A 23,297-nucleotide genomic window follows, 5' to 3' on the forward strand; every position below is an offset into this window, starting at 1 on the left:
TACGTATAGGGGTATTTTAAAATCGGATTTTCACTGCAATATATGAATTATTAGTAACATTACTTAGCAAATATGTGCCCGTTGTTAGAATATTTAGTAGAGTGAAACGATATATGCATGATAAAATAACTGATAACTTTATTCAGTTGCAGGAAACTGTAATTGTATAAAGAAGAGAATGCATATAGTTTTAGAAAAAGTGAATAGTATTTGTAGGGGGAAAAAGGTTGAAGAAACAACTTTGGGTAATTTTGTCGCTAGCATCAGTAGCATTACTACTATCTGGTTGTACAGAATTTAATGAACCAATCTCCAAAGAAAGCACAGGCTTCTGGAATGAATTCATTGTTTGGCCTTTAGTGTCAGCGATTAAATATTTTGCTGATTTGCTCGGATCATATGCATGGGGGATCATTGTTGTAACGATTATCATTCGTTTAGCAATTCTTCCATTGATGATTAAACAAACAAAGAGCTCTAAGAAAATGCAAGAAATTCAGCCAAAATTGAAGGAATTGCAAAAGAAGTATGCTTCTAAGGATGCACAAACACAGCAACAGTATCAAAAAGAGATGATGCAACTTATGAGTGAGTCTGGTGTCAATCCACTTGCTGGATGTTTACCTGTATTCATTCAAATGCCAATTTTAATTGGTTTCTACCATGCGATTAGTCGTATGAATGCTACACCTGCTTTTGATTTAGGGAATTTCTTTATTTTCCCGTTAGCAGAAACTGCACCGGCACTAGCAATTACGGCTGGTTTAATGCAATTTATCGTTTTACGTACGGGCCCAGCAATGGATAACCCTCAAATGAAAATAATGATGTATATTATGCCATTTATGATTATTGCTTTCGGTATGGCATTACCAGCAGCATTATCACTATACTGGGTAATCGGTAACATTATTTCGATTGCTCAAAACCTGTTTATTTACAAACCTTGGGAAAAAAATAAAACACAACCTGCTCAAAATGGAGGGGCTAAAAAGTGAAACAACATACGCAAATAGGCGCAACAACACAAGAAGCGATCTCATTGGCGTTACAGAAACTTGGCAAAACCCGTGAACAAGTAGATGTTGAAGTTTTACAAAAAGGTAAAAAAGGATTTTTAGGTTTTGGTGCACGATCTGCAGAAGTTCGTGTAACAGTAAAGGAAGTACAGGTTCGATCCACAATTGAAGTAGAAGAAGCTGAACAGCAAAATACGACTCAATTTGTCGAACCAACAGTAATAGATGATGTTGAAACAATAAGTTCACAAGTTTCTGAACAACCAAGTGATATCGAAACTGTTCAACAAATCGTAGAGGAACAAAAAGAGGAAGAAGAAACCTCGATAAACCCAATTGAAGATGCAAAGACTTATTTAATAAATATTGCTGAACAATTGGGTATTCATGATCTTGAGATTGAAACGACACGTGAAGGGAAATATGTATTATTTCAACTGAAAAGCGAGAAAGCTGCACTACTTATAGGGAAACGTGGTCAAACATTAAATTCCCTACAGCAATTAACACATCTTGTGTTAAATAAAAGTGCCAAGCAGTTCTTAATGGTGAAATTAGACGTAGAAAACTATCGTGAACGTCGTCAAGAAGCTTTGGAATTACTAGCAGATCGTATGGCGGATAAAGCACTTCGCTTAAATCAGCGTGTGACATTTGAGCCAATGCAGTCGTACGAGAGAAAAATTATTCATAATCAATTGGCAAATCGCCTTGATATTGAAACATATTCAGAAGGCACGGAGCCTAATCGTTATTTAGTCATTGAACCTGTAAAGAACGGCTAAACTTCGTAAAAAACATACAGACAAAAATAAAAAGTCATTTTATCGTCATGATAAAATGACTTTTTTATGTTGTTGAAAACTATTATGTCAGTAAATTAAGGTGTGCTATTAAATAAAGTAGGCTCTTTGGCAAAAGGAGGGGTTGATTTCCGTTCCGACTGGGCGCTTTGTTGCTGCCGCTTTGCTTTCGCACAGAGCAAAGCTTCCTGGGGGCGCCCGATGAGCCGCTTCGCTGCAGGGTCTCATCTGTGACGCTGATCCCCGAGGAGTCGCCCAGTCTACACTCCAATCAACCACTTCTCATAGTATATATCTACTAACGTATAGCTCTAATCTATAGTAATAAAGCGAACTTATAACAGATATTTTTGCAAAAGCGTAGCCTTTGTCGAAATACGTGCTATAATGTAGAGCTTTCTGATTATCCACAATTGGAAATTATCCTTACTTTAGATTTTGCGGAAAATATGTTAGTCTAAGGTGTTAGTAAGTATTGGTCGGTTTTATTTATCCACATGTGGATAACGTTAAGGAGGTCATTAAATGGAGTTTGATACAATTGCTGCGATATCCACACCTATGGGTGAAGGAGCTATTGCGATTGTTCGTTTAAGTGGGGACGAAGCAGTCGCGATTGCAGATAAAATATTCAGATCGCCTGGTGGTAAAAGTTTAACAACGAAGGCTTCACATACAATTCATTATGGACATTTGGTTGATCCAAAAACAAATGAGGTTGTAGAGGAAGTAATGCTGTCATTAATGCGTGGGCCTAAAACATTCACTCGTGAGGATGTAATAGAAATTAACTGTCACGGGGGACTAGTTTCGGTGAACCGTGTATTAAAGCTAGCATTAACAAATGGAGCAAGACTCGCAGAGCCAGGTGAATTTACAAAACGCGCATTCTTAAATGGACGTATCGATTTATCACAGGCTGAGGCAGTGATGGATCTAATAAGAGCAAAAACTGATAGAGCGATGAATGTTGCGTTGGGACAAATGGATGGCAAATTATCGCGTTTAATTGGTGACTTACGCCAAGCATTACTAGAGACATTAGCACAAGTAGAGGTTAATATAGATTATCCGGAGTATGATGATGTAGAAGAGATGACGGTACCAGTATTAGTAGAAAAATGTACATGGGTACGCAATGAAATTATTAAACTTTTGCAAACATCTTCTCAAGGGAAAATATTACGAGAGGGTCTATCAACTGTTATTTTAGGCCGCCCAAACGTTGGGAAATCTTCTCTTTTGAATAGCTTAGTACAAGAGAATAAGGCTATTGTGACAGATATAGCAGGTACAACTCGTGATATTATAGAAGAGTACGTGAATGTACGTGGTGTTCCTCTTCGTTTAGTCGATACAGCTGGTATTCGAGAGACAGAGGATATCGTTGAACGAATTGGTGTTGAACGTTCACGTGAGGCGTTGCGTGGCGCAGATTTAATTTTATTTGTTTTAAACTACGCAGAGGAATTAACTGCCGAGGATGAACGTCTATTCGAAACAATTCAAGCGATGGATTACATCGTTATTGTCAATAAAACAGATCTACCGCAAAAAATAGATATAGCTCGTGTTAAGGAGTTAGCAGGCAATCATCGCGTTGTGACAACTTCTCTTTTACAGGAAGAGGGCATCGCAGAGCTAGAGGAAGCAATTGCCGCGCTATTCTTTGAAGGGCAAATTGAAGCGGGCGATTTAACATATGTTTCAAATGCAAGACATATAGCATTACTTCATCAAGCACAAGCAACGGTCGAGGATGCATTAGCTGGAGCGCAAGCTGGTGTACCTGTTGATATGGTGCAAATAGATGTTACTAGAACTTGGGAAATACTTGGGGAAATTATCGGCGACACAGTACAAGAAAGCCTAATCAATCAGTTATTTTCACAGTTCTGCTTAGGAAAATAATTTTACTAAAGAAAGGAAGATACGAGCTATGCCAACAAATTATGAGGCAGGCACGTTTGATGTTATCGTAATTGGCGCAGGTCACGCAGGTTCTGAAGCTGCACATGCTGCTGCCAAAATGGGTGCTAACACACTGATGTTAACAATCAATGTAGATATGATTGCATTTATGCCATGCAATCCTTCCATTGGTGGTCCTGCCAAAGGAATCGTAGTACGAGAAATTGACGCATTAGGTGGCGTCATGGGGAAAGTTATTGATAAAACGCATATTCAAATGCGGATGTTAAATACAGGGAAAGGCCCTGCTGTTCGTGCATTACGTGCACAAGCGGACAAAGTTTTATATCAACAAGAAATGAAACGTGTGTTGGAGGAAACTGAAAATTTAACAATTCACCAAGGAATGGTGGAAGAGCTAATAATCGAAAATGGGGAAGTAAAAGGTGTTATTACACAAATTGGTGCTATTTACCGCGCTAAAACAGTAGTTATTACAACAGGTACATTCCTTCGTGGTGAAATCATTATTGGTGACGTAAAATATTCAAGTGGTCCTAATAACCAACAACCGTCAATTCGTTTAGCTGATAACTTAAAAGAGCTTGGTTTTGACCTTGTGCGTTTTAAAACAGGTACACCACCACGAGTGAATAGCCGAACAATTGATTATGATAAAACAGAGATTCAACCAGGAGATGATGTTCCACGTGCATTCAGCTTTGAAACAACTGAATTCATCATGGATCAGCTACCTTGCTGGTTAACTTATACAAGCCTAGAGACACATGAAATTATCGAGGAGAACTTACATCTTTCACCGATGTATTCAGGGATGATTAAAGGTACGGGTCCACGTTATTGCCCTTCTATTGAAGACAAGGTTGTGCGATTTAACGATAAACCGCGCCACCAAATCTTCCTAGAGCCAGAAGGTCGCAATACACGTGAAGTATATGTACAAGGTTTATCAACTAGCTTACCAGAGCATGTGCAAACACGTTTATTAAAATCAATTCCAGGCTTAGAAAAAGCAGAAATGATGCGTGCTGGCTATGCAATTGAGTACGATGCAATTGTGCCAACACAATTGTGGCCAACTTTAGAAACAAAACGTATTAAAGGTTTATATACAGCTGGTCAAATTAATGGAACATCAGGTTACGAGGAAGCGGCTGCTCAAGGCTTAATGGCTGGGATCAATGCTGCTGCTAATGTGCTTGGTAAACAAGAATTAATTTTAAGCCGCTCAGATGCTTATATTGGCGTATTAATTGATGATTTAGTAACGAAAGGAACAAATGAACCGTATCGCTTATTAACATCTCGTGCCGAGTATCGTTTACTACTTCGTCATGATAACGCTGATTTACGTTTGGTAGAGCTAGGTTATAATATAGGAATGATTACGGAAGGAAGATATGCAGCATTCAATGAGAAAAAAGAGCTGATTGAAAACGAAATTGCACGTCTCCGTGAAGTGATTATTAAACCAAATGAAGCAACACAAGCTACTATTCGCTCTGTAGGTGGTAGTGAGCTAAAAGATGGTATCCGTGGAGCGGATTTATTAAAACGCACAGAAATGCATTATGAGTTAATTTCTTCGTTAATTCCAGCAGACATAGAGTTTTCGGATGAAGTGAAGGAACAAATTGAAATTCAGCTTAAGTATGAAGGTTATATTGAAAAAGCATTGCAACAAGTTGAGAAGCTTCATAAAATGGAAAATAAAAAAATCCCTGAAAATATTGATTATGACGCTATTTCAGGTCTAGCAACAGAAGCTAGACAAAAATTAAAACAAGTTACACCACTTTCCATTGCCCAAGCATCGCGAATCTCTGGTGTAAACCCAGCAGATATTTCAATATTACTTGTTTATATTGAGCAAGGTAAAATTGCACGTGTCAGCGGCGAATAATTAACAACAGTAAAGTGAATAAGAGGCGGGCATACCTTTGTGCCCGCTTCCTATTTTTAAGGCTAGTCTTATTTTTATATAGTTGATTGGTAAATGTGAACGAGTATGCTTACAAATCAAAAATAGGGATAGTAAGCCAGTTAGAAAAAGGAGACTTTACATGAACGAACAACAATTTATCGAGGCTCTGAAGGAAAAGGGCATTGAACTTTCTGAAAAGCAGATTGCTCAATTCAAAAAATACTTTGAGTTACTTGTTGAGTGGAATGAAAAGATGAACTTAACTGCTATTACAGATTTAGAAGGAGTTTATTTAAAGCACTTTTATGATTCGATTAGTGCCTCTTTTTATTTTGATTTTTCAAAAGTGACGACAGTTTGTGATGTTGGAGCAGGTGCTGGTTTCCCAAGTATTCCGATTAAAATCTGCTTCCCACATTTACATGTAACAATTGTCGATTCATTAAATAAAAGAATTACATTTTTAAATCATTTAAGTGATGAGTTACAATTAGATAATATGAATTTCGTACATGCCCGTGCAGAGGAATTTGCACAAAATGCGAAATATCGTGAGCAGTTTGATGTTGTAACAGCTCGTGCGGTAGCCCGATTATCGGTCTTATCGGAGTTATGTGTACCACTAGCGAAGCAAGGTGGCTATTTTGTTGCTTTAAAAGCGGCAGCTGGTGCGGAAGAATTAAAAGATGCAAGAAAAGCATTGGCCACATTAGGGGTTGCGCTAAAAGAAGAATTTTCTTTCCTACTACCTGTTGAAGAAAGTGACCGCATGTTATATATCTTTGATAAAATAAAAGGAACACCGAAAAAATACCCGCGAAAACCAGGTGTACCAAATAAAACACCAATTCAATAATTAGTGTTTCATGTGAAACTTCTCAAAGTAGAAAATATTTTTTCTATTTTGAGCATACATACTAGTTATGGATGGTTATAGCAAATGACATCTACGAACTATATACATTTTAAGAAATATAATAAATAATAATAGAATGAAACAGAGCAAGATAGTTACTTAAAGGTGGTGCCACTTGGATGAAAAGTCCTTTTTCACGTTTTTTTGGAGGCGGTAATAAAACTGAGCCTATTGTGAAAAATGAAGTAGAACAAGCAGAGACGGTTCATGCAGCAGAAGAAGTTATAAAGCTGCCTATTGATCAAATTGTACCTAACCGTTTTCAGCCACGTACTATTTTTGATGATGAAAAAATTGAAGAATTATCAAGAACCATTCATACGCATGGTGTAATTCAGCCAATTGTTGTACGTAAAACAGCGGAAAATCAATATGAAATCATTGCTGGTGAGCGTCGCTATCGAGCAATGAAAAAGCTACAATGGACAGAAGTTCCGGCAATTATAAGAAATTTAACTGATAAGGAAACAGCCTCTATCGCGTTAATCGAGAACCTACAGCGTGAGGAATTAACAGCAATTGAAGAAGCTGTTGCCTATCAAAAATTATTAGAGCTTCATGAGCTGACACAAGAAGCTCTGGCCCAACGACTTGGAAAAGGACAATCCACGGTAGCCAATAAATTACGTTTACTAAAGCTTCCTGAAGAAGTGCAGCAAGCTATTTTGAAGCGTGAAATCTCTGAACGCCATGCACGTGCATTAATTGCAATTAAAGATCGGTCATTACAGCTAGAAGTTTTACAACAAACGATTGAAAATGATTGGAATGTTCGCCAATTAGAAGAACAGATTTATGCTTTACTACATCCGGAGGCAGTAGCTCAAGAAGAAGCGGAGCCAAAGAAAGTAAAGCCGAAACGTAAGGCCATTAGTAAAGACGTACGCATTGCTTTAAATACGATTAAACAATCATTATCTATGGTAACAAAGAGCGGTATAACAGTTAAGACTGAAGAAGAAGACACAGAGGAATATTATCAAATTACAGTGAAAATACCTAAAAAGAAAAAGTCTTAAGTAATGATTAAAGTTATATTGGAAATAAAGAATTGGCTTTTATAGCATCATCAAAGTTGCGGATGATATTGGTTGGAGTGGAGGATAAACGCCACCAGGAAAGTGTCCAATTGGAACGAAAATCAACCCCGTGATATAATGATGAGCTACTTTTATAGTTCTGTACGGAGGAGGCATCTCAGTAATAATTCTGGGAGATGTCTCCTTTTTTGCATATATTCTTAATATTTTATACAACTATTTTCTGTTTTTTTGATAGAATGAAAGTAAGATAGAGGTTTTTAACTTCTTTCAGCAGAAGTTAAAAACCTCTATAAGCGGTAAGATAAAGCGGGTTAAGTTACTTTTCAGCGGGTGCCCAAACATCCGCTGAAAGAAGTTAAAGCCTCCGGCGGATGTCACGGATTCGGCTTTGTGCAAGCACAAAGCCGAATCCGGACACAATTATGCCGAGGCATAATTGATCAGTGATTTTACAAATGATTTATCAAAGTGAACCTTTGATAGATGAAAGCAGGTGCTTTTAAATGGGTAGAATTATAGCAATCGCCAATCAAAAGGGTGGCGTAGGAAAAACAACGACATCGGTCAATTTGAGCGCTTGTCTAGCATACTTAGGGAAGAAAGTGCTCTTAATCGATACTGATCCACAAGGCAATACAACAAGTGGACTTGGTGTAAATAAAGGAGAACTTCAAGGCTGTATTTATGATGTATTAATTGATGATGAAAACGTTGAAAATGTCATTCAACAAACAAATGTCGAAAACTTAGCAATCGTTCCAGCAACCATTTCACTTGCAGGAGCAGAAATAGAATTAGTTTCGACAATTTCCAGAGAAGTACGTTTAAAGCACGCACTTCAAGATGTAAAAGAAGACTATGATTATATTATTATTGATTGCCCACCTTCGTTAGGGCTACTAACAATTAATGCTTTAACTGCTTCGGATGCACTTATTATTCCTGTACAATGCGAATATTACGCATTAGAGGGGTTAAGCCAGTTGTTATCAACTGTCCGTTTAGTGCAAAAACATTTAAATCAGCAATTATACATTGATGGTGTATTGTTAACGATGCTTGATGCACGAACAAACCTTGGCTTACAAGTTATTGATGAAGTGAAAAAGTATTTCCAAGATAAAGTATACAAAACAATTATTCCTCGTAATGTGCGATTAAGTGAGGCTCCAAGTCATGGGCAGCCGATTATCATTTATGATGCAAAATCAAGAGGTGCAGAAGTGTATTTAGAGATGGCGAGGGAAGTGATTAAAAATGGCTAAAGGTCTAGGAAGAGGCATAGGTGCATTATTTCCTGGAGAGTCTATAGAACAAAGTGGGCAAGTGGAAGAAATACAATTAGAGCTTATCATCGCAAACCCATTTCAGCCCCGTAAAATTTTTGATGAAGAAACTTTACAAGAATTAGCTGACTCTATACAGGAACATGGTATTTTACAGCCAATTGCTGTACGTAAAAAAGGACGTAAATATGAAATCGTTGCCGGAGAACGCCGATATAGAGCGACTCAATTAGCAGGCTTAGAGGTTATTCCAGCTATTATAAAAGAGCTATCAGATGCGCAAATGATGGAACTAGCTATTTTAGAAAATCTACAGCGTGAAGATTTGACAGTTATTGAAGAGGCTGAGGCCTATCAAAGCTTAATGGAAAGCTTACATTTAACGCAAGAGGAGCTATCCAAAAGATTAGGGAAAAGTAGACCGCATATTGCCAATCATGTTCGTTTACTTGCATTACCAGAGGATGTTCGTGAGTTTATGAATGATGGAACATTATCGATGGGGCAAGGACGAGCATTACTTGGATTGAAAAATAAAAGAAGAATATCAGAAGTGGCAAATAAGGTCATCAAACAAGGTTTAAACGTACGGCAAGTTGAAATGTTAGTACACAATTTGAATGAAGAAGTTTCACGTGAAACAACTCAACAAAAGAAAAAAGATATATTCGTGGCAGCAAAGGAATCACAGTTACGTGATTACTTTGGAACAAATGTACAAATTAGAAAATCTAATAATAAAGGGAAAATTGAAATTGAATTTTACTCTGAAGATGATTTAGAACGTATTTTAGAAATATTAAATTTACAGGAAGAAGAATAAGAGATATATCAATAACGTGATCAGAGCGCCGAACTACAAGGCGCTCTCTATTTTTCTAGAGAGAAGGAAGGTTGGGACGTGGTATTACTAGGGGCATTAATTAACGCTTTGCTTATTATGATAGGTGCATTAGTAGGACGTATCTTTAAAAATATTCCTGAATCGATGAAATCTACTGTATTATCGATTATTGGATTAGCAGTTGCACTTTTAGGGATTAAAATGGGCTTTGAAAGTGATAATTTTATTATTTTAATGATTAGTTTAGTGGTAGGTACAGTAATTGGTGAGTGGTTAGATTTAGATAAGCAAATGAATAGACTTGGGAAATGGGTAGAATCTTTATTTAGTAAAAATCGAACTGATAATAATCAAATTGGCATAGCAGAAGGTTTTGTAACGGCATCTTTAATATTTGTAGTTGGCTCTATGGGCGTCATTGGTGCACTCGATAGTGGTCTGCGTAACGATCATAATATACTTATTACGAAAGGATTAATCGATGGATTTATATCGATAATCTTAACATCTACATTAGGTATTGGCGTGCTATTATCTGCAGTACCTGTATTCGTTTATCAAGGATTAATTGCACTTTTTGCGGGTGTTATTAGCTCTTTTATACCAGATGCTGCACTACAAATGTTTATTCAAGAAATGACTGCTGTAGGTGGTGTTATGATTTTTGCCATTGGTTTAAATATAGCAGGCTTAACTAAGATCAAAGCTGCTAACTTGTTGCCAGGTCTCATCATTGTTGGTATTGTGGTTGCTATCTTCTATATTTTTTAGTGAGTAACGATGTGTAGCGAGCAATAGAGCTCTTGAAAGTTTTTCCGCCATTGCATAAGAAATATGAAGTCTTGTATTTTGTAAAACAAGCATTTCCATAAAGCCTCCAACATTGACTATTCCTTTAATGGAAATATCGCCGATGGGAGGTAATTGTTTTTTGACAGCTTTCCCCGGAAAAATAGGTCCATTCTGTACAGAAATATGTCCAACGTTTTGTTCACTTCCAAGACATGCATCAATCGCAATAATGAATGGTTTTATAGTATGATTGTGTAGCTGTTGCATAGTAGTGTCTAAATTAAGAGCATGCAAAGGATTGTCTAAAGAGCCTACAATTTCATATGGAAAACTAACAGACTTTTTTAGGAAGCTACCTGTTAATGGTCCAAGTGTATCACCCGTACAACGGTCACTTCCAATACAACAGAAAATAAGGCGTTCATGATGAAAGGGTATATGTTCTAAAAATAATGTACTCAACTGCCAAACGATATTTTTACTTTCATGATGAAGAGAATAAGGAAGTAATAATTTTGGTATAGTATTCATAAAAAAACTCACTTTCCTTTTTATTTGTAAGAAGTGCTCGATTTTTATGCAGTATACGCAAATTTTTAGCAAGTTATTCAAGAGGTGGTAATAATGGATTGGTTTAGTGAAAGGTTTTTAAAGAGCAGTTGGGATAAGTTGATGTCAGAGGAGCTCTGGATAAGTATAACAAAAGCTTCGGTTAAGATTATTATTATCTTGATTGTATCGTGGCTAGCTGTACGGTTAGGAAAAAAGTTTATTAAAAAAGTATTTTTAATGCGTATGCGTTCACCTTTAGATCATTCAGAACGTCGACAAACAACAATTTCAAGATTATTACAAAGTGTCATTTCCTATGTTGTTTATTTTTCAGCAATCATTGCTATTCTCTCGATCTTAGAGATTAAGATAGCAGGGCTATTGGCTGGAGCAGGGATTGTCGGCTTAGCAATTGGTTTTGGTGCGCAAAGTTTAGTAAAAGACGTCATTACTGGATTCTTTATTATTTTTGAAGACCAATTTGGTGTTGGCGATTATATAAAAATAAATGCTGCTGAAGGAACTGTTGTAGAAATCGGTTTACGTACAACAAAGATTAATGGTTCTACAGGAGAGCAGTTTATTATTCCGAATGGTTCGATAGGTGAGGTTGTCAATTACTCTGTTAACAACTCAAAAATTTATATAGATTTACAAATGACGACCGATGCCAATTTCGAAAAAGCTGAATCTATTATTAAAAAGTATTTAAATACTTTACCTGACCTTCATAAGGAACTTGTAGCAGTACCTGTCTTTTTAGGTGTACAAAATGTTAAGGGGACAGAGGTAACGATTCGTATAGCCGCAGAAACATTACCACAGCAACAACATGGAGTGGCTCGTACGATTCGTCGTGATGTTACAAAACTCTTTGAAGAAAATAATATACCAATGGCTCAACCAAAAATGATGTTCTATGGTGTTAATGAAGAAGGGAGAAGTGAGTAATATGGAAGCAAAGAAATTTGGTTTAAACGATATTGTTGAAATGAAAAAGCAGCACCCATGCGGTACAAATGAATGGAAAATTATTCGGATGGGGGCGGATGTACGCATTAAATGTGAAGGCTGTCAGCATAGTGTCATGATTCCGCGCCGTGAATTTGAGAAAAAAATGAAAAAGGTTATCATTTCGGCTAGCGAGGACTAGTTTTTATCTTCAATCAGTAAGTGTTCTGAACCCACTGATTGACGATGCCATGGATTTTGAAAGGAAAAAATTGTACGGTTACAATTCAAATTCCGGACGCAATTATGCCAAGACGAAATGGATGTGTATTAGACTTTTTAGAAGTGAATCAATATAATAGATAGGGTTATACAGTGATGAATCAGTGAGGATTTCTGTAACCTCACAGTATCCGTTATTAAGAGCAAATTTGAACAGATCATAGAAAGGTTGTGTCCATACATGGCATTAACAGCTGGAATCGTTGGTTTACCTAACGTTGGAAAATCAACATTATTTAACGCAATTACAAAAGCGGGCGCATTGGCTGCAAACTATCCATTCGCAACAATCGATCCGAACGTCGGTATTGTTGAAGTACCAGATGCACGTTTAGATAAATTAACAGAATTAGTAACACCTAAAAAAACAGTCCCAACAGCATTTGAGTTTACAGATATTGCAGGGATCGTAAAAGGCGCTTCAAAGGGTGAAGGATTAGGGAACAAATTCCTTGCTCATATTCGTGAAGTAGATGCAATTTGCCAAGTTGTACGTTGTTTTGTTGATGAAAATATTACGCACGTATCAGGTGGAGTAGATCCGATTGACGATATTGAAGTCATTAATTTAGAGCTTGCACTTGCTGATTTAGAATCTGTTGATAAGCGATTACAACGTGTTAGCAAAATGGCAAAGCAAAAAGACAAAGAAGCCATGATCGAAGAACCAATTCTTGTGAAAGTTAAAGAACAATTAGAAAACGGCCGACCAGCACGCGCTGCAGAGCTTTCAGAAGACGAGCTAAAGGTTATTAAAGGACTTCATCTGTTAACAATTAAACCTATGCTTTATGTGGCAAACGTTGCAGAAGATGAAGTAGCTGATGCAGATAATAACGAATATGTGCAAAAGGTACGTGAGTATGCGGCTGCAGAAGGAGCTCAAGTTATCACAATTTGTGCAAAAATTGAGGAAGAAATTTCTGAGCTTGATGATGAAGAAAAATCAATGTTCTTAGAAGAACTAGGCATTAAAGAATCTGGTTTAGACCAGTTAATCCGTACTTCATATGATTTACTAGGGCTAGCAACTTATTTCACTGCTGGGGTACAAGAGGTACGTGCATGGACGTTCCGTAAAGGTATGAAGGCACCACAATGTGCAGGAATCATTCATACAGACTTTGAACGTGGATTTATTCGTGCAGAAACAGTTGCTTTCGAAGATTTAGTAGAAGCTGGTTCTCAACCTGCTGCTAAAGAAGCTGGGAAAGTACGTCTTGAAGGTAAAGAGTATGTGGTACAAGACGGCGATATTATGTTATTCCGTTTCAATGTATAAAAAACAAACAGGGGGCAATCTTTCAAAAGATTGTCTTTTTTTGTATATCATTTTATCTGAATTTTCAATTAGGAGGGACAGTATGAACATTTTACAAATAAAAGATCGTGGTTTAGAAATAGAGGAGTTAGGTAAATTACCAGAAGACATATTAGATCTTATTTATGAGCATCAATTGTTTAAGCTATTTACCGCAAAGGAATTAGGCGGTAAAGATTTAGATCTACTAGAGGGCATTAAAGTATTTCAGCAGATGTCTGCACTTGATGGTAACTTTGGCTGGCTTGTCACAATAGGAACAGGAGGTAACGTGTTTATTCCAACATTGAACAAAGAGGTTGTTGAAAAAATGTTTTCACCAAGAAATGCAGTCATAGCAGGCAGTGGCTATCCTACTGGCGTAGCAGAAAAAATCGATGGGGGCTATCGTGTTACTGGTCAATGGAAGTATTGTAGTGGCTCAAATTATGCTACAACTTTTACGATGAATTGCGTTGTCGAGGATGAAGGAAATAGGACAGATGAAATAATTAGTTGCTCAGTATATCGTGATCAAGTAGAGATTCTTAATGATTGGCGAGCAATGGGCTTAAAAGCGACAGCTAGTCATACGATCCGTGTGCAAAATGTTTGGGTACCACAAGAGGAAACATTCCAATTGGGTATAATTAAAAACAATTTTGGAAGCACGGTACATAGTTTTCCGTTTGGAGCATTTGCAGAAGCCTCATTTCTAAGTGTTTGTCTTGGGATAACAGAAAATTTCTTAGAAGAGTCGTCTATTTTAGTAAAGCAAAGAAAGCATGATCCAAGCCGTACCGAACGTATGGGTGCAACACAATTTTTATTGATGCAGCAACAGAAGAACTTTAAACAGCTTGAAGAACGATATTATTTACTGTTGAACGAATACTGGCAAAAACATAAAGAAGGTCATGAGTTGACTGAAGAACAACTCCAACAATTTTCAAGAATAAGTAAAGATACTGCAGCGGCTTGTGTAGACATTGCCAATAGCTTAATACGTAGACTTGGCATGGATGCAATTACGGAGACATCCTCCATTAATCGTATTTGGAGAAATTTATATACAGCAGCACAGCATAGTTTTTTAACGCCATAAATAAAAATAGAACCTGCTTGGGGACAAGCAGATTCTATTTGTAACGTGACGCTCAGCAAAGTTATTTCTTTTCCTCGGGCAAATATACATAAAGCTTAGGTAAATGAGGATCATCTTGTATGAATGCATTTTTTGGGTATTTTCGTAATGCTGTATACATGGAAAAATCACCAACTGCTCCAGCGATTAAAAAAGCACCTACTAATACTAAAACAGTACTGTTAAAGTAGAAACCAGCAATTGTCGGGAGAACACCAGTTGTCCAAAATGGAAGTAATAAAGCTTTTTTCATTGCATGATTCGGTAACGGTTGTTCAGTTGTTGCGTACGCTATGCCAAGCTCTAAATTCAGGCCATATTTTAACGATTTAAAGGGGACGCCTCCAAAGACCATAAAGCCAATTAAATGAAAGGCTTCATGTAAGACAATGAAAATAATATACAGAATAACAAAAAGGAAAGATCCAAGTATCATATTCCAAAATGAAAAATCAAAATCTTTAAAGCAAATAGCTTGAATAGCTACAAATAATATGACAAGACCACTTGTGACAACAATATTATCCATCATTAGTTTTTTTATATCCAACTCTATTACAATAGGTTCTTGATCTGGTAGCATGAAGATCCTCCTCTCATTCATGAATTAAGTTCATTATATAGAAAGAATTGTTTGGTTGCGACTTGAAAGACATGTATCTATATGTTACAATTCATTGATGTGAGTAATAATTATTACTTGCTCCTTGCTCCCTGTATACAGGAGAGCCTAAGTCCATAAGGAGGTGTAAACAGATGAGAAAATACGAATTAATGTACATCGTACGTCCGAACATTGAAGACGAAGCGAAGAAAGCTTTAGTTGAACGTTTCAACGAAATCTTAACTTCTAACGGTGCAGAAGTCATCGAATCAAAAGAGTGGGGCAAACGCCGCTTAGCTTATGAAATTCAAGACTTCCGCGAAGGTTTCTACCAAATCGTGAAAGTAAACGCTACTTCAGAAGCAATTAACGAATACACACGTCTTGCTAACATTAGCGAAGATATCATTCGTCACATTGCGGTTCGCCAAGAAGCATAATCATTTAACAAAATGCTGAAAAGGAGGTTGCATTTCTGATGATAAACCGTGTCGTATTAGTTGGAAGACTAACAAAAGATCCTGAGCTACGCTATACGCCTAATGGTGTTGCGTCTACAAGATTTACAGTTGCTGTGAATCGAACATTCTCAAACCAACAAGGTGAACGCGAAGCTGATTTCATTAGCTGTGTTGCTTGGCGCAAACAGGCTGAAAACTTAGCGAACTTCATGCGAAAAGGAAGTTTGATTGGAGTAGAAGGTCGCATTCAAACAGGCAGCTATGAAGGACAAGATGGTAAACGAGTATACACAACAGATGTAGTGGCTGATAGCGTACAGTTTTTAGAGCCTCGTAATACTAGCGGTGCTCCTGCTCCTCAATATGGTGGGCAGAATACTTACGGTAATAATCAACCGTCATATGGCGGTGGACAACCACAGCAACAGTTTGGTGGTGCTATGCCAGGGCAGGGTTCATTTGGCGGCGATGCTTATCAGCAAAATCAACCACCTATGAATCAGCCGAATTATACACGTGTAGATGAGGATCCATTTGCTAATAGCAAAGGACCGATAGAAGTATCTGAGGATGACTTACCATTTTAACGGGTATAAAACTGTGTAATCTATAAATGCTACTTAAACCTTGAAAAATCAATGTTTTTAGTGTTTTACACTGTGTAATCTAGGACTTCAAACGCATCTATATTTTTAAAGGTTATTTACAGTGTTTTATTTTAGTGTGTAATGTATTGAAATATATACCTATTTATTCATTATAAATTACAAACACTGTGTAATCTTTAGAATTCACTAATCTTAATAAAGGAGGATACCTATAATGGCACCACGTCGCGGAGGCCGCAAACGCCGTAAAGTTTGCTACTTCACTGCTAATAACATTACGCATATCGACTATAAAGATGTAGATTTATTAAAAAAATTCATCTCTGAACGCGGTAAAATCTTACCACGTCGCGTAACTGGCACTAGCGCTAAGTACCAACGTAAATTAACTTCAGCTATTAAAGTATCTCGTATCATGGGATTACTTCCATTCGTTGCTGAAGATAAATAAAAATAACAAAAATACAACAAGGCTTGATTAGCCCTTGTTGTATTTTTTTTGTTTTTATTTGAGGGTTTAAGTACTAAAATTTGAATAATTTTGTAAAATGGTATATTTTAATATTTAGGAATATACGTTCTTGTTTTAAGGGGTGATTTAAATATGAAGGTTGAAAAAACTATATCTTCATATGTGTTAGTAGATACTAATATGAAGATTATTTCAGAGGTATTGGATTTTACGAATACTTTAGAGCAAAAAGGACTATCACCAAATACTGTGAAAAGCTACTTAGAAGATTTAAAAATTTTTTATTTATGGCTTGAACAGGAAAAATTAAAGTTTTATGAAGTAAATCCATCAGACATACCAAACTTTATTGAGTTTATTGATAATCGGAAAGCTATTGGCAAAGTTTCTCCTGCAACACTAAATCGTTACTTAGCAACAGTTAGTTCATTTTATAGACATATGGAAGTTATTGGTGGGTTTGTTGAGGAATCACCACTTGTAAAGATAAAAGGTTACTATCCTAATGAAAATAAAGGTTATTTAAAACATGTAACAAAGAGTTGGGATAAAGGGTTAAGTAATTATTTCAGAAGAAAAGTGAGAAAGAAAGCAGATAGGAAGCTGTTACGACAAGATACATTGCAAATATTTTATAAAACGATTTCAACATTATGGAGTAACGATGAAGCACTTAAATTTCGTAATCAGCTAATCTTCCGCTTATTATATGAAACAGGTTTTCGAGTTTCAGAATTACTTCATTTAAAAATTAGTGATTTCGATTATCCAGACCCATCATCGGCAGTGGGTAACATTTATCTGATTGAACGTCATGAAACATCTCTAGATAGACAATTGAAAACCGGGGAACGTATTACACCAGTTTCAAATTCATTATTACAAGCAATAGACGATTATGTGTTATACCATAGACCGCAAACAGAAAGTGTTGATTACATTTTTGTATCACATTCAAAAGCAAATTATGGTCAGCCATTAACGAGAAATGCTATTGAGTCTTCTTTTAGTGAAATAGCATTACTTAGCCAAGTTAAGTATTTTAAACTATCACCTCATGCGTTAAGACATACACATGCAACAGAATTGAAAAATTTAGGCGTAGATATAAACGTAATTAAAGATAGGTTAGGTCACTCAAGTATTGAAACAACATCTCAATATGCAAAAACTTCTCTTGAAACTTTAATGAAAGCACATGAACGTTACTTACATCAAAAAGGCGGTTGCATAAACTTTGAATAATATTACGCCATTACTAGATATGTCTAAAAATATATGGATATTGCCTGCAAATGATGATTTGGCAGATTATATATTTAATTTTGAGTTTCTACCAAATGAATGGTTTAAGAAAACAATTAAACATATTACTAGAGAATCAATTAAAATAGGGCGTTTAAAGCTAAGTACGTTAAATCGTTATAATTATTCTTTGGAAAGATTCTTTAAATTTTTAAAAGATAATAATTATGAATTTAGTGATTTTTCTAGTATCACTTTTGAAATAGTTGAAGAATATGTTCATTATTTATTGGCAACATTGAAAAGTCCTTCAACTAGAGCTGTGAGTATGGCAGCTTTAAAGCATATTATAGAGTTTGGTCAATTGTTTGAAATAGCTGGTTTTCCAAATATAGATGTTTTTGACGGTACAGAGTATAGAACATTACAAAATGAAGATACACTGAAAAGTACATTGATTTCAGATGATGTTTTAACGCAAATTGATAATGCTTTAAATGAAATGGCTAGTAATTTAGATGAATTATCATTCAATGAGCAAACACTATGGGCTTTAATAACTGTTCTTCGTCACACAGGTATAAGATTGTCTGAAGCATTAATGCTTCATGAAGATTGTTTGAGAAAAGATTTAATGAATAAGTATTTACTTGAGGTAGTAAGCGAAAAAAATGAAACCGAAAGGTTTATTCCTATCAACACAAAAGTTGTAAAAGCAATTAAATTTTTAAATGAATTAACTATGCAAATCAGATCAGAGCTTGGAAGTAATAAATTATTTTTTATTTACCTAGTGTATAAAAAGAAATACAATTTTCTACAACAATTTAGAGCAAGACAATTTTTGGAGAAAAAATTTGTGGAGAAATACAATATAACTGAAACAAGCGGACAATTGGTGCAACTACGATTTCATCAGTTTCGACATCAAATGGGAACTGACTTAATTAATAATGGTATGTCACCATTTGAAGTAATGCAGTATTTAGGGCATGAGTCTATGCATTCAACTAGATTATATGCAAAAGTTCGAAATGATAAATTGACGAGTGAATATAAGAAATTGGGTTTTATTGGATTAATCAAACCTACAGTTAGTTCGTTAAGTGACAAACAAGGTAATGAACTTTCAAAAGAAATTAAAATGACAATTCAACTTCCTGACGGTGCATGTACAAAACCTATCGAAAAGAAAGTGGCGAATTGTATCAAACCTAATGCCTGTTTATTCTGCCCGAAGTTTATAACTACTCCAGAATACTTGGATATTCATAAGAACCATTTAAAACGTCTAAGAGCCGATAAACTGCGTTATATGGGCGAAGATTTATTTGGGAATGAGTATGTCCTTAATCAAACTGAAAAGACGTTAGAAGATATTATATGTCGTTTAGAATCTTTAGAAAGTAGTGAGGGTAATGTCTAATTCAAACCTAATGCTTGTTGATTATATACCGAATCAGACTAAACAAGATTTTCGTTGTGGTAATAATAGTTTTAGTGAAAATTTATGGGATTTTAAAGGGTTTGTGGATAACGTTCATTGGGCAGATAATAAATTTCGACTTAATTTCACAAAGTTCAGTCAATGGAAAGAGATTCAAACAACCATCAAACAATATATAGTTTCTGAATTGCTCATGGTTACGTTTGGTTCTGTTAAAAGGAAGTATGATGCGTTTAACCCATTAGTAAATTTTCTTAATCAAAATAATTCAATTCAATCATTTGCAGATTTTTCAAAAGCAACACTCAATGAGTATTTTAATTATCTATTTACGTTGAATTTAAGTTCAATCAGCATTAAGAAATCAGCACAAGTTTTAAAAGAATTGATTGTAAGAGGGACACAACGTAAATGGTTTAAAAGTAACGTTGGTAAGGGTGTAGAGTGTCTATATGATGAATTGATACTCCGAAACAAAGGCATTAAAGAGGGAACGAAGTTTGGTAAGACGAATAAAGTTTTACCCAGTGAAACAGTCGTGAATAAGATTATTGATATTGCCAAAGGTCAATTGAATGATGAAAAAGATATTTTAGTAGCTGCAAGCATTATTTTAATGAGCCAATTAGGTTTACGAATTAGTGAATGCATTACATTAGAAGCTGGTTGTCTAAGTGTAATTAACGGAGAATATCAAATAAGATATAGAACTTCAAAAACGACAAAAACGGCTATTAGCGTTACAAAGCCCGCAAATGAATTAGTAGTAAGCACAATACAACGCTTAGAAGAACATTCAACTTCTTTTAGAAAGAAAACGGATAGTAAATACTTATTCTTAATGAAGTCACGAAATAAGGCAAATACAATCCAATTAGCAAGTTTTTCAAATTGGACTGATAAGCGATTGAAACCTTTTATTCAGAAGCATGATATTAGAGATGAAAACGGTCAATTAATACACTTAACAGCACATTATTTCCGTCATATATTTGCGACATACGCATTAAAAAGTGGCATGAAACTTCAAGATGTAGCTGAAATGATGAACCATAAATCAATCATGATGACCGAAACGTATGATCATACAAAAGGGAATAAACAAGAGATTATTAAAGAGATTTTAACTGGTGAAATACCAGTTACATCAACGAACAAGATTGTATTAGAATCAATCGAAGGTGAAGAAAATCCATTTAAAGGACTTACTACGAATCAAGTTGATAAAATGCGTAAAGCATTGAAGATAGAACTTTTACCGCATGGTCTATGTTTACATCACCCTATGCGTGGCGAACCCTGTAAGCAAGATGGGATTTGCCTTGGGTGTAATGAATTCTTAGCGTCTGCAGAATATTTGCCAATTTACGAAAAACGACTTGATAAAGTTCAGCGAGAGTTAAATATACTTGATACAGATAAGAATATATACACCACGAAACTTCGTTATCAGCTTGGGATGTTGGAGAAGTATGTTTCAGATTTAAAGCGAAAAATCGCTAAAAAGGAAGATATATAACTATGACTGAAAACAAAAAGTTGTCCTTAGCAGAAATTAATCGTGCAAAAACAACGGTAAAAGTGGAAGAGGCTCTAACATACTTGAAAAAATGTAAGCTGCCTATAAATATTAAAAATGTTAGCGAACAAGCCGGAATTTCAAGAAAAACTCTTTACAATCGCCTTGATCTAAAATTGATGGTAGAAGAAGCAATGTCATTACAAAGTGATTTAAACACCTCTACATCCATTGAGAGAAAGTCTAAAGGTTCTGTGCAAGCGGAACGTATCGAAAAGCTTCGTGAGAAAAATAAACAGCTTATAGGAGATAAAAAACTTATCCTTGAACAAAATATGATCCTTACGAAAGAAAATAACACTTTAAAAAGACGTTTACACGATTTAGAAGAACTTCTACAGCTGCAACGTAATTTTAAAGTTGTCCAACTAGATAACAAAAACTCATGTTAAAATCATTTAAAAGTGGATAAAAGCGTAAGGTAATAAAAATTGAGCATTTTACGGAGTTTACAAAAAATATCCAAAATTTAAAAGACCTATTCTAATAAGAATAGGTCTTTTTGGTTTTTTTTAAGTGTAAAACCATCTAAAACACATCTTTAACTATTCATAAAAATCAAAATAACTTTTTATAGTCATGCTCATGTAAAAATTCGAGCTATGAGGTAAAACTGTATTTGTATGATATCATTTTTTACTCGGTTTGTCAAAAATAAAAATCTTGAACTGTTCTGGATATCCAACTGAATTTTCTTCAAAATGTGACTTAAACAAGTTATGTAAGAAACTTTCTTCTTTAGAAAAATTATATTCGATAATTTCATCTTTCAAATAACTATGTTCACTTTTAGAAATGAATAAATTTTTGAGCTTTAAAACGGCTTTCTTTAATTTTTGTTTTTTATAAATTTTCTTTAGATCATTCGAAGCTTTTTTACTTTTGTCACTTTGTGTTAATAAAGTTGCACATATATACGCATTTTGGTCACTTAAAAATCTATCTTTGTCATAAAAATGTTGTGCTTTAATAAGGTGCTTATGGTTATTATTGAGATTAAACTTAAAATCATCAGCATTCCCATATAAGCTAGAGGCTATCATTTCTCTTCCCATTCCTCTACCTGGTTCTGTAAAAAATGCATTATAAAATAAAACCATAGCTACAGTGTTTGGTATTTGTGCGCGAAATAAACCAATTTGCATTTTATGTTCTTCTGGCTCATCTCCATAATATTGATTAATTAGCTTTAATGTTCGATGTGTCGTTCTGAAAAAATGCCCCAATTCATCATATTTAGATTCAAAGAATTGATTACATACTCTAAAGATTTCTTCGTACTTTATTTTTTGTGTTTGATAATCATGATTAGCATGAGCAATTATTAATCCTCTTAGAATTTGTCTTTCATCTTTCAATACAGAATCATAATAGAATTTATGTTTTCTTAAACCCTTACCGATCCATTCGTTATCTAATTCATACTCTTTTTTTTCGGATAAAATCCCATGTTTAACTGCTGGAGAACCTGCTAAATAATTAATCAAAATCCACAATTTTCTCATATCTTTTAGATTATTACTTTGTAATAAAGCTTTTAATTCTTGTTGCTTTTCATCATATATACTCCCGACTTCATAGTTTAATTTATTTAATTCAGCCAAAATGTTTTTGCGATTTTCACCTTTATTTAAGTAATCATAGCAAAAATGTGCGCCGTTATTAACGAGTATATCTAGTCTCGTTTTATTGGATTTTAATACAGATTCAAGTTGTTTTAAAATTTTAATACTTTTCTTATTTATTTCATCATCTTTTATTATATCGGTAGTGAATTTAACTAAATCTAACACTCTCGTTCTCTTTGCACTTTTTTCTCCAACATTCGCATTTTGAGTAGCAAGAATGACTGAAAAAGCAGTTATTATCGATCCTATCATTGGGATAGATATTCTAATTATGCTATCAGTTTGACTTTGGGTGTCTAATGAAGGGTCAAATGCCATATAAGCCATTAAATTGTAAGCTCCCATAGCTCCTAGTAACATACCAGAGGATAACAATATAAAAATCCATGTTTTTTTATATTTAGATTTAATAAGACTTATTTGTATTACAAAAAGTAATAAATATATAAAAATAAAAATCAAATT

At 35.1% G+C, this 23,297-nt stretch carries 23 protein-coding genes; 20 read left to right on the forward strand and 3 right to left on the reverse strand.

Annotated features, from left to right (window positions below; genetic code table 11):
• The first annotated feature begins 227 nt into the window (after nt 1–227).
• From yidC to PVA17_RS17560, 9 genes are all read left to right on the forward strand, one after another.
• The gene (gene yidC, locus PVA17_RS17520) at nt 228–998 is read left to right on the forward strand and encodes a membrane protein insertase YidC (RefSeq protein ID WP_132362483.1); all 771 of its coding nucleotides are present in this window, start codon (nt 228–230) and stop codon (nt 996–998) included.
• On the forward strand, nt 995–1,804 hold the full coding sequence (jag, locus tag PVA17_RS17525) for an RNA-binding cell elongation regulator Jag/EloR (protein ID WP_274068419.1): 810 nt from the start codon (nt 995–997) through the stop codon (nt 1,802–1,804). The genes yidC and jag overlap by 4 nt, the downstream gene beginning before the upstream one ends.
• A 543-nt stretch (nt 1,805–2,347) precedes the next feature.
• Nucleotides 2,348–3,733, forward strand: a complete 1,386-nt coding sequence (gene mnmE, locus PVA17_RS17530) for a tRNA uridine-5-carboxymethylaminomethyl(34) synthesis GTPase MnmE (protein WP_132362487.1) — start codon at nt 2,348–2,350, stop codon at nt 3,731–3,733.
• 28 nt (nt 3,734–3,761) lie between these two features.
• Nucleotides 3,762–5,657 carry a tRNA uridine-5-carboxymethylaminomethyl(34) synthesis enzyme MnmG gene (gene mnmG, locus PVA17_RS17535; protein WP_274068420.1) on the forward strand — a complete coding sequence of 632 codons (1,896 nt, stop codon included), beginning with the start codon at nt 3,762–3,764 and terminating at the stop codon, nt 5,655–5,657.
• 160 nt (nt 5,658–5,817) lie between these two features.
• The gene (gene rsmG / locus PVA17_RS17540; protein WP_274068421.1) at nt 5,818–6,534 is read left to right on the forward strand and encodes a 16S rRNA (guanine(527)-N(7))-methyltransferase RsmG; all 717 of its coding nucleotides are present in this window, start codon (nt 5,818–5,820) and stop codon (nt 6,532–6,534) included.
• Between the two features lie 179 nt (nt 6,535–6,713).
• Nucleotides 6,714–7,613, forward strand: a complete 900-nt coding sequence (gene noc / locus PVA17_RS17545) for a nucleoid occlusion protein (protein WP_274068422.1) — start codon at nt 6,714–6,716, stop codon at nt 7,611–7,613.
• A 527-nt stretch (nt 7,614–8,140) separates the two neighbouring features.
• On the forward strand, nt 8,141–8,902 hold the full coding sequence (locus tag PVA17_RS17550; protein ID WP_049662596.1) for a ParA family protein: 762 nt from the start codon (nt 8,141–8,143) through the stop codon (nt 8,900–8,902).
• Complete coding sequence (locus tag PVA17_RS17555) at nt 8,895–9,746, forward strand: ParB/RepB/Spo0J family partition protein (RefSeq protein ID WP_132362495.1); 852 nt, start codon at nt 8,895–8,897, stop codon at nt 9,744–9,746. Before PVA17_RS17550 ends, PVA17_RS17555 begins: the two co-directional genes overlap by 8 nt.
• Nucleotides 9,747–9,824: 78 nt before the next feature.
• Nucleotides 9,825–10,538, forward strand: a complete 714-nt coding sequence (locus PVA17_RS17560; protein WP_132362497.1) for a DUF554 domain-containing protein — start codon at nt 9,825–9,827, stop codon at nt 10,536–10,538.
• Here the strand turns inward: PVA17_RS17560 and yyaC are convergent.
• The gene (gene yyaC, locus PVA17_RS17565; protein ID WP_132362499.1) at nt 10,458–11,090 is read right to left on the reverse strand and encodes a spore protease YyaC; all 633 of its coding nucleotides are present in this window, start codon (nt 11,088–11,090) and stop codon (nt 10,458–10,460) included. The genes PVA17_RS17560 and yyaC overlap by 81 nt on opposite strands.
• 93 nt (nt 11,091–11,183) lie before the next feature.
• Between yyaC and PVA17_RS17570 the strand changes: the two genes are divergently transcribed.
• The 4 genes from PVA17_RS17570 to PVA17_RS17585 all read left to right on the forward strand — a co-directional run bounded on the left by PVA17_RS17570 (nt 11,184) and on the right by PVA17_RS17585 (nt 14,749).
• Nucleotides 11,184–12,062 (forward strand): mechanosensitive ion channel family protein, encoded by an 879-nt coding sequence (locus PVA17_RS17570; protein ID WP_132362501.1) that lies wholly within the window; start codon nt 11,184–11,186, stop codon nt 12,060–12,062.
• A 1-nt stretch (nt 12,063) separates the two neighbouring features.
• On the forward strand, nt 12,064–12,264 hold the full coding sequence (locus PVA17_RS17575; protein ID WP_132362503.1) for a DUF951 domain-containing protein: 201 nt from the start codon (nt 12,064–12,066) through the stop codon (nt 12,262–12,264).
• A 261-nt stretch (nt 12,265–12,525) separates the two neighbouring features.
• Complete coding sequence (ychF, locus tag PVA17_RS17580) at nt 12,526–13,626, forward strand: redox-regulated ATPase YchF (RefSeq protein ID WP_274068423.1); 1,101 nt, start codon at nt 12,526–12,528, stop codon at nt 13,624–13,626.
• A gap of 82 nt (nt 13,627–13,708) precedes the next feature.
• On the forward strand, nt 13,709–14,749 hold the full coding sequence (locus tag PVA17_RS17585; protein ID WP_132362507.1) for an acyl-CoA dehydrogenase family protein: 1,041 nt from the start codon (nt 13,709–13,711) through the stop codon (nt 14,747–14,749).
• 61 nt (nt 14,750–14,810) lie between these two features.
• Here PVA17_RS17585 and PVA17_RS17590 read toward each other — a convergent pair whose 3' ends face one another.
• Entirely contained in the window at nt 14,811–15,371 is a 561-nt protein-coding gene (locus PVA17_RS17590) for a DUF3267 domain-containing protein (RefSeq protein ID WP_132362509.1), read from the reverse strand.
• 173 nt (nt 15,372–15,544) lie between these two features.
• On the opposite strand from PVA17_RS17590, the gene rpsF reads away from it, so the two are divergent.
• The 7 genes from rpsF (at nt 15,545) to PVA17_RS17625 (ending at nt 21,596) form a co-directional block, all read left to right on the forward strand.
• Nucleotides 15,545–15,832 (forward strand): 30S ribosomal protein S6, encoded by a 288-nt coding sequence (gene rpsF, locus PVA17_RS17595; protein WP_053482932.1) that lies wholly within the window; start codon nt 15,545–15,547, stop codon nt 15,830–15,832.
• Between the two features lie 38 nt (nt 15,833–15,870).
• A complete protein-coding gene (gene ssb, locus PVA17_RS17600; protein ID WP_132362511.1) occupies nt 15,871–16,440 on the forward strand; it encodes a single-stranded DNA-binding protein in 570 nt (189 codons plus the stop codon).
• 232 nt (nt 16,441–16,672) lie between these two features.
• Nucleotides 16,673–16,912: a 30S ribosomal protein S18 gene (gene rpsR, locus PVA17_RS17605; RefSeq protein ID WP_274068429.1), complete on the forward strand. Its 240-nt coding sequence runs from the start codon at nt 16,673–16,675 to the stop codon at nt 16,910–16,912.
• 153 nt (nt 16,913–17,065) lie between these two features.
• Nucleotides 17,066–18,178, forward strand: a complete 1,113-nt coding sequence (locus PVA17_RS17610; protein WP_274068424.1) for a tyrosine-type recombinase/integrase — start codon at nt 17,066–17,068, stop codon at nt 18,176–18,178.
• A complete protein-coding gene (locus tag PVA17_RS17615; RefSeq protein WP_274068425.1) occupies nt 18,171–19,604 on the forward strand; it encodes a tyrosine-type recombinase/integrase in 1,434 nt (477 codons plus the stop codon). The genes PVA17_RS17610 and PVA17_RS17615 overlap by 8 nt, the downstream gene beginning before the upstream one ends.
• Nucleotides 19,597–21,144, forward strand: coding sequence for a tyrosine-type recombinase/integrase (locus tag PVA17_RS17620; RefSeq protein WP_274068426.1), 1,548 nt, complete (start codon nt 19,597–19,599; stop codon nt 21,142–21,144). Before PVA17_RS17615 ends, PVA17_RS17620 begins: the two co-directional genes overlap by 8 nt.
• Before the next feature lie 2 nt (nt 21,145–21,146).
• Nucleotides 21,147–21,596 (forward strand): hypothetical protein, encoded by a 450-nt coding sequence (locus PVA17_RS17625; protein WP_274068427.1) that lies wholly within the window; start codon nt 21,147–21,149, stop codon nt 21,594–21,596.
• Between the two features lie 237 nt (nt 21,597–21,833).
• On the opposite strand, the gene PVA17_RS17630 is transcribed toward PVA17_RS17625, so the two are convergent.
• On the reverse strand, nt 21,834–23,297 hold a 1,464-nt coding region (locus PVA17_RS17630), incomplete at its 5' end, for a putative phage abortive infection protein (protein ID WP_274068428.1).

This window comes from Lysinibacillus sp. CNPSo 3705 (genome assembly GCF_028674935.1).
In the GTDB taxonomy this organism is placed as follows: Bacteria; Bacillota; Bacilli; order Bacillales_A; family Planococcaceae; genus Lysinibacillus.